Genomic DNA, 15,477 nt, shown 5'->3' on the forward strand with positions numbered 1-15,477 from the left:
ATTAGTTGACAACCGTGGAGCGTTGATCGACCGGCGGCAGATACGCCCCGTTGTCATCGATGTACATGTCGCGACTTCCTTCGTCGAGGTCGGTGTCACGGACGAAGTAGACGCTGATCAGCGAAATAACAGACAGGGCAGCGATATACACAGCGACCGCAAGCGATCCACCGGTTGCGCGAACCAACATGGCGGCAACCATCGGCGCGATTGCACCACCCAAGAGCACCCCGATCTGAAAAGCGATGGACGCTGCGCTGTACCGCACCCGTGCGTCGAACAGTTCCGCGATGAACGTCGCCTGCGGCCCGTACGAGATGCTGAGCATGAATGCGCCGACTGCCAATGCGCCGGTGGTGATCCAGAAGTTGCCGGTATCTATCGCGGCGAATGCAACGAAGACCCACACTCCCATGCCGGTGATGCCGACCATCAGGATCCGGCGTCGGCCGAATTTTTCGGACAGTTGACCGAAGATCGGAATGAAGATGACTGCAACGAGCGCGGACACCATGACCGCTCCGAGCATGAGGTTTCCGGACAGCAGATCGAACTGATCGGCGTAGGTCAGGCTGTAGGTGTTGAGGATGTAGAAGTAAGCGCCCGTGCTGATCATCGAACCTGCGGCAAGAATGATTTGACGAGGGTAGTTCTTGAACGCGTCGACCATCGGAATCTTGACCGCAGTGTTCTGCTGCTTCACGCGAGCGAATGCGGGAGTCTCTTCCAACGCGGTGCGAATGTAAAGCCCGACGGCGACCAACGCGATACTCAGCAGGAAGGGAATTCTCCACCCCCACACCAGGAATTGGTCCCCGGTGAGCGCCTTGGTGCCGAACATGACGGCCGTCGCCAGCAGAAGGCCAGCAGGCACACCGACCTGCGGCATACTGCCGTAGAAACCGCGGCGGTTCTTGGGTGCGTATTCCACAGCAGTCAGAACTGCACCGCCCCACTCACCCCCGACGCCGAAGCCCTGAATCAGTCTCAGCAATACGAGAAGAATCGGGGCCCACACACCGATCTGGGCGGAGGTCGGAAGGACGCCGACCAGGAACGTCGCTGCTCCCATCAAGAGAAGTGCGAGCACCAAGACCTTCTTGCGTCCGATGCGGTCGCCGAAGTGGCCCATCACAACACCGCCGAGTGGCCGCGCCAGGAAGCCGACAGCGAAGGTGGCGAAGGAAAGAATTGTCGCCAGCGCGGGGTCTGCGCCCGAAAAGAACAGCGGCGCAAAGACCAACGCGGCGGAGGCGCCGTAGATCTGAAAGTCGTACCACTCGATCGTGGTGCCGACCAGAACCGATCCGGCCACACGCCGCAGGGCAGGCCTGTCGACAGTTGCGGGAGATGGGGGATTCGCGTCGTTCATGTCATTGCTCCTTGTATGGAGTGCCCTGTTAGCTCTCGCACCGAGAGGGAGGCTCGACAAGGAGACTATGCAGTGACCCAGGGCACAGTCAAGCGTATTTCAATCGATCGATTGATTAGTTGAGATGCAATTTGCCAGTACACAAACAGCTATCAATCGACTGATTGACAGCCGGTCGATTTCGGCGGCGATGCTAGCATGATTGGGCAACCAACCGAAATGAGGATCATGGACCTGGGGCGCGTTCAACGGGCGGCAGTCACGCTGTTCGCGACGAAAGGATTCGCCGCCACCGGCATTCGTGAGCTCGGAGCCGAAGCCGGCATCAACTCGGCAACGCTCTACCACTACGTCGGCAGCAAAGAGTCACTGTTGGCCTCGATCATTCGGTCTTGCCTCGACGAGCTGACGCAGTCGGGAGAGCGGGCAATGCGCCGAAGCGCCGATCCCGTAGTCCAGCTCGCCGGCCTGGTGTCGTCACACGTCGGCATTACCGCCGTCAACCAACTGACTGCCCGCGTCGCCGAGTACGAGATGCGCGGGTTGACCGGAGACAACCGCATCGAGTTGCAGACCCTGCGCGACGAGTACGAGCAACTTTTCGGACAGATCCTCGAACGCGGACAACGCGTGGGCGCCTTCGACATCGAAGATCTGGCATTGAGCCGACTCGCGATACTCGAGATGTGTACCGGGGTCGCGCATTGGTACCGGCCCGGTGGGCGTCTCGAGTTGGAAGATGTCCAGCGATTCTTCGTCAGCACCACGTGCAAGCTTCTGTCGGTTCCGTCCGACGAACTGCACGGTGTGGAGTTCATTCACGACGTCCGAAAGCTGGACAGCGAGCCCGAGACTCAGTCCTCCGAGATCTGGGGAACCACTGCACAGAGCGAATTCGCGCGACAGCCCGAGCTTTAACCGCCCCTCGAAACTCCCGGCTCTGGTACGAACTGAACATGCAACTACCCGCGGACAGTCATGTTCACAGCGAGTGGTCGTGGGACACCGGCGGACCGCTGTCGCACGCATCCGGACGAATGCAACAGACTTGCGCGCGTGCCGATCCTCGACGTCGACGGCTATCTCGACAGCATCGAACGATGCCGACACCGTTTTCCTGAATTGCGGATACTCACCGGCGTCGAGTTCGGACAACCGCACCTGCACGAAGCGCAGGCGTCGCACCTCCTTGATCTCGGTGTCATCGACCGGGTATTGGGTTCCTTGCACACGCTCGAGGTCGGCGACGATCGGAGTGAACCGAACACTCTGTTTCGAAAGTGGAGTGCCGACGAAGTCATGTGGGCATACCTCGATGAGATCCCGCGTATGGTGGCTGGCTCTCGGACCTTCGAGGTGTTCACCCATATCGACTACGCGGTGCGCATGGCCGATCGAAAGTGCCGGACCTTTCGATCCCCGTCGATTCGAAGAGGGATTCCGAAATGCGATGCGCGCCATCGCCGACAGCGACCGGATCCTCGAGATGAACACCCGTCGGCTGTGGCCCTGGATAACCCAATGGTGGAGCGAAGAGGGAGGTAAAGCGGTGACATTCGGCAGCGATGCACATGTGCCCGAAGCTCTGGCAGCCAATTTTCCGGAAGCGACCGCGATGCTCGCGCACTACGGATTCCGTCCGGGTCAACGTCCCGAAGAGTATTGGACCCGCTGATCCGCCTGACTCCCAGACCGATATTTCCGTGAACTCGGGTTGTCGGAGACGGATCAACCCGCAATAGTCGATGTATGGATCGGTACAAAATCACGATGCCCGACGGCTCTTCGACCGAGGAACCTTTCAATTCCGACAAGGAAGCAATCACTTGCGCAGTGGATGCGAACCGAGGAGTCAGCAAGAACCTCGTAGTCGAAAAATACACGGCCGACGGTCATCTGGTTCCAACCGCGCAGGCGCCTGCGAAACACACAGGTCGTCACAAGAAGAACCGTTCGAAGAGTTGAAAACTCGACTAGTTCACAACTCTCGAACTCGGTGTGTGGCGACCGGATGCGTGACGCAGAAGTAGTTGGATCGCGTGCTCGACAGTTGCACCGAGGACAGCTTCGGGGTCGCCCGAGAAAACCTGCTTCTCCGTTTCGGCGGTCCCATGGTCGACGACTCCGAACCACACAGTTCCGGGTCGAACGTTCTCCTGGGTATCAGGACCGGCTTCACCGGTGACGGCCAGCGTTAGCGACGCACCCATCAGTGTGGCGGTGCTGTGCGCCATGACCCTGGCTGCCTCTTCGCAGACCACTGGCCCGTCCGGAACATGAAGTACGGAATGTTTCACCTCGCGGGTGTACGCGACGATCCCACCACAAAACCACGATCCGGCGTCCGGCGCCTTTCCCAGATGTGCGGCGATGTTCCCGGCAGTCAACGATTCCGCCGTCGCCACCGACAGACCGTGTTCCTCTACTGCCGCAGCCAATTGCCTGCACATATCGTCGAGATCCTTGCCCGACGGAAGCTCGGGTCGTGGATCGCCATTCATATGTTCCTCCTCCTGCAGTCCGATCGGTGACTTCGACAAGACATTGAAAGTTCTTGAATGCCCATTCCAACCGTGCCTTACAGTTCACTGCCCCCTTGCGAACTGCACCCTTCGAAAGTGCGTCGAGCGCACTCGTCGATCACATCAGCTACACGTGACCGACGCGTGAGTTGACGACGCTGCACGATCGCCCCGTTTCCGTTGCTGAACACCTTGTCCAAGGAGGCCGTGACCTGCTCGAATTCTCCGAATGCAGTCAACGCAGGTTCGACGTGATCCACCAATTGCCGAACCGCCTGGTGTGCAGTCAGCAAGCGCACGGATTCCACGTCCAGCGACCTCCCGTCGAGTCCGTCACGCGCCGCCCGCCAGCAAGCCGCGCGGAGTAGCTCGTGATCGACGGCAGGCGCTGCTTCACCTTTCGTGATCGCGGCGGATGCGGTACCGACGAGTGCCTGCACCAGTGTGGCCAGAGTCATCGTCTCCTCCACGGTGGCGGGCACGTCGCTGATCCGAATCTCCACGGTGGGAAGGTGATCCGACATGCGCACATCCCAATAGACCATGTGTGGATCGAGAATGACCCCTGTCTCCAGCATTGCTGCAACAGCATCTTCGTAGTGCGCCACGGACTCGAAGTAGGGCGGCGGACCCGAACTGGGCCATCGGCCGAACAGAACGTAACGCCAACTCGCATAACCGGTATCGCGACCGGCGCTGATCGGAGAGTTCGCCGTCAGTGCCAACAAGGTCGGTAACCAAGGGCGCAGATGGTTGATGATCTGGACCGATCGTTCTCGATCTTCCACACCGACATGAATGTGGCAACCACACATCACACCTTCGGTGATCGCTCTGAATTGACCGGCCATTCGCTGGTATCGCGACGTTTGAGTGATCTCGTCTACCGGCGGATCGTAGAACGGCGTCCCGACTGCGATGAGTTGACAACCCACACGGGCAGCGGCGTCGGCGGTGACGGCACGCGACTCACAAAGTTGATCACGAAGATCACGAATATGGTTTCCGATAGACGTGGACGTCTCCACCTGACAGCGCGTGAGTTCGAGTTGCAGCGAGATACCGAGTTCCCGCCCGGCGGCAGCAACCTCGGAGTTGCGCAGAGTGGGATGTCCAGTCTGCGGATCGCAGAGCAAGAACTCCTCTTCGACACCGAGAGTCGGTGTACCTACCGAGAATATGTCGGGAGTCGGCTTCGCGTTCATAGGGCTTCCTCGCACCGGTTTTCATCCACATCCGATACTTCGAGCGTACGACCTTCTACCCCTTTCGGCACTACTCCAACCGTTTCATCCAGTGGCCGATCGGGTAGTTGCCCTGTGAACCGACGACGAGCGAAGAATCGCAAGTCTTCATGAGCTCAGGATGGAGTGTGCCGTGACAAACGCGAGCGAAAGTTCACCGGTAGATGACGAACACACAAATCGATCGCACGTAGGGGAGGCAATCAGCGACGGTCGCAACTATCCCGGATACCTGCTGATCGGGCTGGGTCTGGCAACACTCGGATTGACCTTGGTGGCAGCAGGTTACGGATTTCGTGGTTGGGCAGTCATTGCCGGCGTCGTGTGCGTGGTGTCCTTCATCGTCGGAACACTGGCCATCTTGATGGAACACCGACGGGTCAAACGACTGGAAGGTCAGGAACTCTTCGATCAAGAAGGGCACTGAACCGACCGCTCGAGTCGTATTCTGCACAAGCAGAATACGACTCGAGCAGAACACAGCTCAGTGAGTGCGGAGTTGCTCGATCAGCTCACCCTTGTTCAGCTTCGAATAGCCGTGCAGATCGAGTTCCTTGGCACGTTTCTTCAGCTCGTCGACTGTCCACTCCTCGTACGGCGAGGATTGTCCGCCGGACTTGGCGACATTCGACCGCCCTCGATTGGCGGCCGCATTGGAGATTCGGGCCGCCTTCTCCTTGGAATCGCCCTTCTCGCGTAGCTCTTCGTAGAGTTCTTGATCCTTGAGTTGAGGTTGTGAGTCCTTGCGAGCCACTGTTTCGTCCCTTCACTCGTCTTCACTCCGACGGTGTGGCCGAACTGGCAATTCGGCCACACCGCAGGTTCGAACGTACGTCGGCACTCAGGATGTAGGCGGCACCTCGAAACGCCCCCACACGCGGTGCGTCTTCAGAAGCTGAGCCAGCGAGGCGAGCGCTCCTTCCGCGTCTGCATCGACGACGACTCCCAATGCAGACTCGTCGATACCGGCCGCAGCCAGCGCACTCATGCTCTCTCCCCAACCACCAATTGCCTTGCTGTGACGATACATTTCGTTCAGCAGAGTCTCCACCCGTGGATCCAACTTGCCCTCGCCGATCCGAGAAACGTCGCCGCTCAGCAGGATTGCATCGAATTCGATCGAACGAGCTGTGAGGTACGTTCGCTGCACCGTCACCGCGTCGTCACCGTCCCCGATGGTTCCGCCGTGCGGGCCGAGGATCAGCGGCACCATGCCGGCGTCGAAGATCTTGTCTCGAACGGCGACAACCGTTTCGAGATCGGAGTTCTCATCGACCAGTAGTGCGATGATCCTTCCGTCTACCGGCCATTCCGCACCAACCTGGGACAGTGCAGGGCTGAGCTCCGGATCACTCAACGGCTCGGTCGGTTCGGGAACCGGAAGGCCAAGCCCCCCTGCGACGATCGACACGAGACCCGCGTCGATATTCGCCAAGATGCCCAGATTCCGGGTCTTGATGTTCTCCTCGTAGCACTTACCCAATTCGAAGGTATACGCCTGCGCGACGTGCTCCTGCTCGACAGGGGAGAGACTGCGATAGAAGAGTCGAGCTTGCGAGAAGTGATCGTCGAACGATGCCGGCGCCTGCCTCACCTTTCGCCCTGAAACTTCTTCGGGCACCTCGATATAGGCCGCGCTCTCCGCCGAGGCCAAGAACGGGCACCCACCGTCCAACGAATTGGGATGGTACGGCGCAACTCCGGTATGTACACCGTCCTGATGAAAGCCGTCGCGAAGCATGTCGTTGACAGGCGCGTGAGGCCGGTTGATCGGGATCTGATCGAAATTGGGGCCACCGAGTCGCGTGATCTGGGTGTCGAGGTACGAGAACAAACGTGCCTGCAGGAGACGATCGTTGGTGATGTCGACACCCGGAACCAAGTGACCCGGATGGAATGCAACCTGCTCGGTCTCGGCGAAGAAGTTCGTCGGATTGGCGTCGAGTGTCATCGTTCCGATGACCTGAACCGGCGCGAGTTCTTCGGGCACGATCTTGGTGGGATCCAATAGATCTATGCCTTCGAACATTTCGTCTTGGGTATCAGGGAACACCTGCACGCCCAGATCCCAGGACGGATATGCGCCCGCCTCGATGGCGTCGGCAAGATCGCGTCGATGGAAATCCGGATCCACACCGCCGGCGATCTGCGCTTCCTCCCACACGAGTGAATGCACTCCGGCGGCCGGCTTCCAGTGGAATTTCACCAGATTCGTCTCGCCGTCGGCATTCACGAGCCTGAACGTGTGAATACCGAAGCCCTCCATCATGCGATAGGAGCGCGGGATGCCGCGATCGGACATGTTCCACAATGTGTGCGCCGTGGCCTCGGTGTGCAGCGACACGAAATCCCAGAATGTGTCGTGCGCGCTCTGCGCCTGCGGGATCTCGCGGTCCGGGTGGGGCTTCGCGGCATGGATGATGTCCGGGAATTTGATGCCGTCCTGGATGAAGAACACCGGGATGTTGTTGCCCACCAGGTCGAAGACACCTTCGTCGGTGTAGAACTTGGTGGCGAAACCGCGTGTGTCGCGTACGGTGTCCGCCGAACCTCGTGAACCCAGCACCGTCGAGAACCGCACGAACACCGGGGTTCGAGCACCGGAAGCGAACACCGATGCTTTACAGATGTTTTCGGCCGCGCCATTCGCCAGGAACGTTCCGTGTGCAGCCGCCCCGCGGGCGTGGACGACGCGCTCCGGAATTCGCTCGTGATCGAAGTGTGTGATCTTCTCACGCAGGTGGTGGTCTTGAAGAAGAGTCGGGCCGCGCTCGCCGGCAGTGAGTGAGTGGTCGGTCTCGTAGAGACGTGTACCGGTTGCGGTGGTGAGGTACTCCCCCCGCTGGCCGCGACCATTTCCCTTCACCTTCTCCTCGGCACCCGCGACGGTACGCACCTCCGGCTGCCGCTGGTCATCCTTGGGCGGCAACGGCTGTCGAGGCTTGACCGGCTCTTTCAGGTCCGGCGCTTTCGGGGCCGGTGCACCTGGGACGGACTGAGATGAAGGCATCGAACAGCTCCTCTTGATCGTCATGCTGGGCGCAAGAATCTTGTTACGCCTTATGTAAGTAGAGATTTCAAACTGAACGCGGAGCCACGACTCACCCCCGGCTGGGATCACTCCCAGGCCGAGGGTGACGAGTGCGTCAGGGCTATTGCTCGGACTTCTGTCGCGCTTCGTCCGCGGCCGCTTCTGCGCGAGCCTTCTCGGCTTCTGCCTCTTTCTTCGCGACTTCTCGCTGGCTTTCGGCCTTGTCCTGCTGGGCGCGGCCCTCTCGGGTCAAACTGTCGTTTCCGGAAACCGCACCCACGGCTTCCTTGGCCTTACCCTTGACGTCCTCTACGACGCCTTTGATTCCCTCGCTGGGACCGCTCTTGTCATCTGGCACGTTGACCCTCCAATACGTTTCGGATTGTTGCTCAGGAATCCCACACAGGTAGGAATCCCCCACAGAAGGCCCTACCCCGTCGAAATTCGCATAAACATCCGTGCACCGACACGCCGCAACGCGTACAAGAAGCGGCCACCGAGGGGAGTGCCGTTCACTCTCGTGTGTTATTCAGTGCTCATGAGCCAGTTACAGACCGATCCCCCCGTGGGCGGACCGCTGTCCACGATTCGCGCGCTTGCGCCCGACCTGGCTCCGATCGAGCGATGCGTCTCGAACATCTCAAATAGCAAACAGCATTCTCAGAAACTGTTTACCGGGCAAAGGAATTGGCGAGACTCGTTCCAGAAGGGGAAGAGGTCGGTGGTGGTGGCCGTGGGGTGGTCGATCTCGGCGAGAGTGTAGAAATCGAGAATCGTCCGCCCGGCGGTTGCGCTGACCTCGCATGCCTGCAAGCTCAGTTTCGCCTCCGCCACGAAGCCGATACTGCGGGCGAAAGGTCCGAGGGTCCCGGCATTGACAAAACCCTCGAGGTTTTGTCCCCACTGGTTGTAGTCCGACTGCAAAGCAAAGCTGCATGTTTCACCGAACAACTCGGTGCAGGTTGTCGGCTTCCCGCCGATCGTGTGAACCGTATCGGCGAGCTCGTGCGAAGTACCTTCGCGCGGTGATCCGGAAAGGAGAAGCAAGACGGCGACGGCCAAGGCAACCACCAGAAGGATGCTCGCGGCCGTTGCCAGTATCGCCTTCACAATCCCTCGATCCACGTAAGTTCATGAGGGGAACCGATTTTGGAACACCGGTTACTGGATTTGTACCCGTGACACTCGGGGTCCAAACATCGACCAGGCTGGGAGCCGTGCATCAGGCTGGGGGGTCGCGAGAGGATCTGTGGGAAAAAGCCGAGGGAGGATCGACACTCCCTTCCACTATCAATGTATATCGCACCGGGGGCCTTGCGGCAAGGCCCGGGTAGTGCCGCAAAATGGCTCTTCCGATCCCGCACGACCCACTACGGGATCGGAACAGCCAGCGGAAGTGAGGGCACGTGCCAACCCAGGGATACGAAGAAGAACTGCGATCCGAGCGGAACTATGTCGAGGCGCTCTACGCACGCCTCGATGCGGAGCGCGCCCGAGTCAAGGGCAGGTACAACACCGCTCTGCGCGGAAACGGCGAAGCACTCATGGAACGCGATGCCGAGGTGCGCGCGCTCGCCAAAGAGGTGAAGAGGCTGGACGTAGCCGGCAACGGCCTGTGCTTCGGCCGGTTGGACTCGCTGTCGGGTGAGACTTCGTACATCGGCCGAATCGGCCTTCTCGATGCGGACAACGACTACGAACCGGTGCTGCTCGATTGGCGGGCGCCGGCATCTCGCCCGTTCTACGTTGCCACCGCTGCAAACCCGGAGAACATGCGTCGACGCCGTCAGTTCCACACACGCAGTCGACACGTGGTCGATTTCACCGACGAGGTACTCGGGCGCCCTGACGGCGCAGAACACGACACCCACAACGATTCCGCCTTGCTCGCTGCGGTTAACGCACCGCGAGGTGAGGGCATGCGCGACATCGTGGGCACGATCCAGGCCGAGCAGGACGACATCGTCCGACTCGAACACCCCGGGGTGCTGGTGATCGAAGGTGGCCCCGGTACCGGGAAAACCGTCGTCGCCTTGCACCGCGTCGCCTACCTGCTCTACACGCAGCGAGAGCGAATGGAACGTCACGGCGTTCTCGTGGTTGGGCCGAACCCGGCGTTCCTGAACCACATCGGCCGCGTGCTGCCCTCGCTGGGCGAGTCCGACGTGGTGTTCATGACCACCGGTGATCTCGTTCCGGGTTTACGCGTCACCGCCGAGGACGCTCCTGAGGCCGCTGGGCTCAAAGGCTCGCTGAAGATCCTGGACGTTCTCGGCGCAGCGATTGCCGATCATCAGCGATTGCCCGAGAACCCGTTGTTGATCGAATTGGCGGACGTCACAGTGCGAATCGACGCCGAAACTGCGGAGTGGGCCCGAGAAGAAGCTCGTTCGAGCGGACTCCCCCACAACGACGCTCGCACTGTGTTCACCGAAATCGTCACCTGGGCACTGACCGAGCGGGCGATAGCGCGGATCGGCAAGGGATGGTTGACACGCAGTGACCGTGAAGCCTGGGAACAAGTGCGCGCAGATCTGACCGCAGAGTTGGCGGCGAATGACGCATTTGCCGCCGCACTCGACGCACTCTGGCCGATCCTGACACCGAAAGAGCTACTGACACAGCTGTTTACTTCGCCGGAACGCCTACGCAAGGCAGGCGCAGACGAGACACTGTTGCGCCGAGAGGGCGATGCCTGGACGGTGTCCGACGTTCCGCTTCTCGACGAATTGGTGGACATGCTCGGCCGGGACAAGCCCGTCGACCAGAGTGCCGAACGTGAACGCCGCGACGAAGCTGCGTATGCAGCGGGCGTGCTGGACATGATGATCAGTCGTGAAGACTTGATGGACGACGAGGATCATCTCCTCGCCCAAGACATGCTGTACGCCGAGGACCTGGCGGATCGTTTCGTCGAACGCGATACCCGGGAGCTCGCCGAACGCGCTGCTGCTGACCGAGACTGGACGTACAGGCATATCGTGGTCGACGAGGCACAAGAGCTGTCCGAGATGGACTGGCGAGTCCTGATGCGCCGTTGCCCGGACCGGTCTTTCACGGTGGTAGGTGATCTCGCGCAACGACGTTCACCCGCAGGTGCCCGATCGTGGGCGACGATGATGGAGCCGTACGTTCCCGGCCGCTGGATCTACCGATCCCTGTCGGTGAACTATCGCACCCCCGCCGAGATCATGAGCGTCGCCGCCGCCTTGCTCGCCGAGTTCGCGCCAGACGTCCAGCCACCCGAGTCCGTCCGCGCCTGCGGGATCGCGCCGTGGTCCAGACAAATATCCGCCGACGAACTAGCCTCCGCCATCGACGAATTCAATCAGGACGAGGCCGGACGCGAGGGTACGAGCGTCGTCATCGGACCTGCGAGTGTGCCCGGCGCTGTGCCGGTTTCGGAAACGAAGGGCCTCGAGTTCGATGCCGTGCTCGTCGTGGAACCGGAGCGAATCATCGCCGACGGCCCACGCGGTGCGTCTGAACTCTATGTCGCCCTCACCCGCGCGACCCAACGTCTCGGCGTCCTACACGAGGGGCCATTGCCGCACGCATTGACCGGGCTCGTCCGGGTCGGGACGGCCAGATCACCGCAATCGTTCGCGGCGAGCGATCGTGCTGTGTAGGCCTTCGGCAGCAGCGCGCACGTAGGACACCTGGCTCTCGGGGACGAAGCGACTGGTGGGACCGGTGACACTGATGGCCGCGACGGGTTTGTCATTGGTTCCGAATACCGGCGCCGCAACGCATGCGAGACCCGGCGCTGATTCCTCGCGCTCGAACGCAATACCGGTCTCGACCACTCGGTTCAGTTGGGTGTTGAGAATGCCGGGCGCAACAATTGTGTGCGGGGTCCGGCGCGTCATCGGCTCCGACAGCACCTCGCGGCGAAACTCGTTGTCGGAGAATGCCAGGAGCGCCTTGCCGATTGCGGTGCAATACAGCGGTATCCGGCCACCGGTCCGGGACGGCGAGTTGGCTTGCCGGTGTCCGCCGATCTTCGCGACGTATACGACGTCGTGGCCGTCACGGACCCCCAGGTGGACTGTCTCGTGGGTCCGCTCGTACAGGTCCTGGAGGAACGGCATCGCCATCTCCAGGAGGCTACGTTCGAGAGAGGCGAGCATGCCGAGTTCGAAGAGGCCGCCGCTGAGCCGGTAGCCACCGTCGATACGGTCGAGTAGCCGGTTCGCGACCAGTTCGTTGGCCAGGCGGTGCACCGTCGCCTTGTGCAGGCCCGTCCGCTGGACCAGGGTGGCCAGAGGCAACACGTGGTCGTCGGCCCGGAAGGCGCGCAGGATCGTCACCGCCTTGCCGAGTACGGTGTCGAGGTTTGCGCTGCCAGTCACCTCCCCAGCGTATCGCTGAGTGAGACAGTTCCCTGGCGCAATCTCGGTGCCGCGGCGAAAGTAGTGGCCATGAGCCAGCCCACGAATACCAGTACAGCTAGCGAGACCGACATCGCAGCTGCTGCGGACCGCCTCGCAGCCGCCATCGCGAGCGGCACTCCCTGCGCGCCCGTGCGCGATCTGATCGGCGCCGACGACCTCGCCGCCGCCTACGCCGTCCAGCGCCGCGTCGACGAAATCCGTCGGCAGGCGGGGCCGTGGTCGTAGGCCGCAAGATCGGCCTGACCTCAGTGGCAGTCCAGCAGCAGCTCGGTGTCGACCAGCCCGACCTCGGCGTGCTGTACGCCGACATGGAGTTCCCCGCCGGCGGCGCCATCCCCATGAGCCGTTTGATCCAGCCCAAGGTCGAAGCGGAAGTTGCCTTCGTGCTCGGTGCCGACCTCGTGGACGGACCGCTGGACAGTGCGCAGGTGCGCGGTGCGATCGACTACGCCGTCGCCGCGATCGAGATCTGCGACAGCCGCATCGAGTCGTGGGACATCAAGTTCGGTGACACCGTCGCCGACAATGCGTCCTCGGGCGTGTACGTCCTGGGAACCGAACGACGCACCCTCGACGAGGTGGAACCCGCCGGCGTCGTCATGTCGATGTCCGTCGACGGCACCGAGGTGTCCACCGGCGTCGGAACCGCCTGCCTAGGCGATCCGATCGAAGCCGTCGTCTGGCTCGCCCGCACTGCACGTGAGTTGGGGCAGCCGCTGACCGCAGGGCAGGTGATCCTGTCCGGCGCTCTCGGCCCCATGGCACCGGTCACCGCAGGCAACGTAGTCACCGTGACCGTCTCCGGGCTCGGTTCCGTCACCACCAGTTTCTCCAGCGAAGAGGACAACGCATGAGCAAGGTCAAGGTCGCGATCATCGGATCGGGCAACATCGGCACGGATCTGATGATCAAGGTGCTGCGCAACTCCGACTACCTGGAGATGGGCGCGATGGTCGGTATCGACCCCGCGTCCGACGGCCTCGCTCGCGCCGCGCGTCTGAACGTGCCGATCACGGCAGAAGGCGTCGAAGGCCTTGTCGGTCTGCCGAACTTCGACGAGATCGAGATCGTCTTCGACGCCACCTCGGCAAAGGCTCACGTGGCCAACAACGCGCGGCTGGCTCCCCTCGGCAAGCGCATGATCGACCTGACGCCTGCCGCGATCGGACCGTACGTCGTACCGGCTGTCAACGCGGACGAGCACTTGGACGCACCCAACGTCAACATGGTGACGTGTGGCGGCCAGGCCACCATCCCGATGGTTGCCGCTGTTTCTCGGGTCGTCCCGGTGGCGTATGCGGAGATCGTCGCGTCCATCGCCTCCAAGTCGGCCGGTCCCGGAACGCGCGCCAACATCGACGAGTTCACCGAGACCACGTCCGAGGCGATCGTGGCAGTCGGCGGCGCTCGTCGCGGCAAGGCCATCATCATCCTCAACCCCGCTGAGCCGCCGCTCATCATGCGCGACACGGTCTTCTGCCTCGTCGACGCACCGGACCCGGCTGTTCACGACGAGATCCGTCAGTCGATCGAGAAGATGGTCGGCGACGTGTCCGCGTATGTCCCCGGCTACCGGCTCAAGCAGGAAGTCCAGATCACCGAGATCCCGGCCGACCAGCCCGTCGAGACGTTGCTCGTCGACGGCAATCGCCCCACCCATCAGGTGTCGGTGTTCCTCGAGGTCGAGGGTGCTGCACACTACCTGCCTGCGTACGCCGGCAATCTCGACATCATGACGTCCGCCGGAATGCAGATCGCGGAGCGCATCGCCCAGCAGAAGGAAGCAACCAAGTGAGCAACCGCAAGATCTTCGTCCAGGACGTCACCCTTCGCGACGGCATGCACGCTGTCCGCCACCGCATTTCGCCCACCGACGTCAAGCGGATCGTCACAGCTCTCGACGCTGCCGGCGTCGACGCGATCGAAGTAGCACACGGTGACGGCCTCGCCGGCGGCTCGCTCAACTACGGCCCCGGCTCGAACACCGACTGGGAATGGATCGAAGCAGCGGCCGAGGTACTCGAGCACGCTCGTCTCACCACGCTGCTACTTCCGGGTGTCGGCACGATCAGTGAACTCAAGCATGCCTACGACCTCGGTGTGCGCTCGGTTCGCGTTGCCACGCACTGCACCGAGGCCGACGTCTCCGCGCAGCACATCGAAACCGCCCGCGAGATCGGCATGGACGTCTCGGGCTTCCTGATGATGAGCCACATGGCGCCTGCCGAAGAACTGGCCAAGCAGGCCAAGTTGATGGAATCGTATGGCGCGCACTGCGTCTACGTCACCGACTCGGGTGGACGTCTGGTGATGAACGACGTCGCGGATCGTGTTCGTGCATACCGCGACATCCTCGACGAGGGCACCGAAATCGGTATCCACGCCCATGAGAATCTCTCGCTCTCGGTTGCCAATTCCGTTGTTGCAGTGCAGAACGGCGTCACCCGCGTCGATGCTTCGCTTGCCGGTCACGGCGCCGGTGCCGGCAACTGCCCCCTCGAGGCCTTCATCGCCGTCGCCAACATCGAGGAGTGGGAGCACGGCTGCGACCTGTTCGCCCTGCAGGATGCCGCCGACGACATCGTCCGACCGCTGCAGGACCGGCCGGTCCGCGTCGATCGCGAAACCCTCACTCTCGGCTACGCCGGCGTGTACTCGAGCTTCCTGCGCCACGCCGAAGCTGCGTCGGAGCGCTACGGAATCGACGTTCGCACACTGCTGCTCGAAGCTGGACGCCGCCGTCTGGTGGGTGGTCAGGAGGACATGATCGTCGACATCGCGCTCACCCTCGCAGCGCAGGCGACAAAGGAAGCAGTCTGACGCGCTGCCGAGTTCGCTGACACCCGAGTCCCGCTCCCGTCTCCGGACGGGGGCGGGACTTCTCAGTTGGACTGAGAGTTTCCGCCGCGACGCC

The 15,477-nt window shown here is 61.7% G+C and carries 14 protein-coding genes and 1 pseudogene; 7 read left to right on the top strand and 8 right to left on the bottom strand.

From position 1 onward, the window contains the following. Position 1: 1 nt before the first annotated feature. On the bottom strand, positions 2-1,372 hold the full coding sequence (locus tag EHW12_RS28540; RefSeq protein WP_007735697.1) for an MFS transporter: 1,371 nt from the start codon (positions 1,370-1,372) through the stop codon (positions 2-4). A gap of 219 nt (positions 1,373-1,591) precedes the next feature. Here EHW12_RS28540 and EHW12_RS28545 point away from each other — a divergent pair, with 219 nt between their 5' ends. After that, positions 1,592-2,290 carry a TetR/AcrR family transcriptional regulator gene (locus tag EHW12_RS28545; RefSeq protein ID WP_241199072.1) on the top strand — a complete coding sequence of 233 codons (699 nt, stop codon included), beginning with the start codon at positions 1,592-1,594 and terminating at the stop codon, positions 2,288-2,290. A gap of 532 nt (positions 2,291-2,822) precedes the next feature. Then, positions 2,823-3,047: a hypothetical protein gene (locus EHW12_RS35530; protein WP_241199073.1), complete on the top strand. Its 225-nt coding sequence runs from the start codon at positions 2,823-2,825 to the stop codon at positions 3,045-3,047. A 298-nt stretch (positions 3,048-3,345) separates the two neighbouring features. Here EHW12_RS35530 and EHW12_RS28560 read toward each other — a convergent pair whose 3' ends face one another. Together EHW12_RS28560 and EHW12_RS28565 are read right to left on the bottom strand one after the other, a co-directional pair. Next, positions 3,346-3,873, bottom strand: coding sequence for a CinA family protein (locus EHW12_RS28560; RefSeq protein WP_050654955.1), 528 nt, complete (start codon positions 3,871-3,873; stop codon positions 3,346-3,348). 77 nt (positions 3,874-3,950) lie between these two features. After that, positions 3,951-5,099 (bottom strand): glutamate--cysteine ligase, encoded by a 1,149-nt coding sequence (locus EHW12_RS28565; RefSeq protein WP_007735690.1) that lies wholly within the window; start codon positions 5,097-5,099, stop codon positions 3,951-3,953. 160 nt (positions 5,100-5,259) lie between these two features. On the opposite strand from EHW12_RS28565, the gene EHW12_RS28570 reads away from it, so the two are divergent. Continuing rightward, on the top strand, positions 5,260-5,565 hold the full coding sequence (locus EHW12_RS28570) for a hypothetical protein (protein ID WP_007735689.1): 306 nt from the start codon (positions 5,260-5,262) through the stop codon (positions 5,563-5,565). Between the two features lie 57 nt (positions 5,566-5,622). Here EHW12_RS28570 and EHW12_RS28575 read toward each other — a convergent pair whose 3' ends face one another. The 4 genes from EHW12_RS28575 to EHW12_RS28590 form a co-directional block, all read right to left on the bottom strand. Continuing rightward, positions 5,623-5,892, bottom strand: coding sequence for a Rho termination factor N-terminal domain-containing protein (locus tag EHW12_RS28575; protein WP_003943161.1), 270 nt, complete (start codon positions 5,890-5,892; stop codon positions 5,623-5,625). 87 nt (positions 5,893-5,979) lie between these two features. Continuing rightward, positions 5,980-8,148: a catalase gene (locus EHW12_RS28580; RefSeq protein WP_083058671.1), complete on the bottom strand. Its 2,169-nt coding sequence runs from the start codon at positions 8,146-8,148 to the stop codon at positions 5,980-5,982. 142 nt (positions 8,149-8,290) lie between these two features. Beyond that, positions 8,291-8,527, bottom strand: coding sequence for a CsbD family protein (locus tag EHW12_RS28585; protein WP_003943084.1), 237 nt, complete (start codon positions 8,525-8,527; stop codon positions 8,291-8,293). A 302-nt stretch (positions 8,528-8,829) separates the two neighbouring features. Further along, entirely contained in the window at positions 8,830-9,294 is a 465-nt protein-coding gene (locus tag EHW12_RS28590; protein ID WP_225320190.1) for a hypothetical protein, read from the bottom strand. A 281-nt stretch (positions 9,295-9,575) separates the two neighbouring features. On the opposite strand from EHW12_RS28590, the gene helR reads away from it, so the two are divergent. Further along, complete coding sequence (gene helR / locus EHW12_RS28595; protein ID WP_125052364.1) at positions 9,576-11,798, top strand: RNA polymerase recycling motor ATPase HelR; 2,223 nt, start codon at positions 9,576-9,578, stop codon at positions 11,796-11,798. Here the strand turns inward: helR and EHW12_RS28600 are convergent. Further along, positions 11,760-12,521 carry an IclR family transcriptional regulator gene (locus EHW12_RS28600; protein WP_003942865.1) on the bottom strand — a complete coding sequence of 254 codons (762 nt, stop codon included), beginning with the start codon at positions 12,519-12,521 and terminating at the stop codon, positions 11,760-11,762. The genes helR and EHW12_RS28600 overlap by 39 nt on opposite strands. A 69-nt stretch (positions 12,522-12,590) precedes the next feature. Here EHW12_RS28600 and EHW12_RS28605 point away from each other — a divergent pair. From EHW12_RS28605 to dmpG, 3 genes and pseudogenes are all read left to right on the top strand, one after another. Then, positions 12,591-13,417 (top strand): annotated as a pseudogene (locus EHW12_RS28605) (fumarylacetoacetate hydrolase family protein). Then, positions 13,414-14,358 (top strand): acetaldehyde dehydrogenase (acetylating), encoded by a 945-nt coding sequence (locus tag EHW12_RS28610; protein WP_003943168.1) that lies wholly within the window; start codon positions 13,414-13,416, stop codon positions 14,356-14,358. The pseudogene EHW12_RS28605 and the gene EHW12_RS28610 overlap by 4 nt, the downstream one beginning before the upstream one ends. Further along, complete coding sequence (gene dmpG / locus EHW12_RS28615) at positions 14,355-15,383, top strand: 4-hydroxy-2-oxovalerate aldolase (protein ID WP_020909650.1); 1,029 nt, start codon at positions 14,355-14,357, stop codon at positions 15,381-15,383. The genes EHW12_RS28610 and dmpG overlap by 4 nt, the downstream gene beginning before the upstream one ends. Positions 15,384-15,477 lie beyond the last annotated feature (94 nt).

This window comes from Rhodococcus sp. NJ-530, assembly GCF_003860625.1.
Lineage (GTDB): Bacteria > Actinomycetota > Actinomycetes > Mycobacteriales > Mycobacteriaceae > Rhodococcus_F > Rhodococcus_F qingshengii.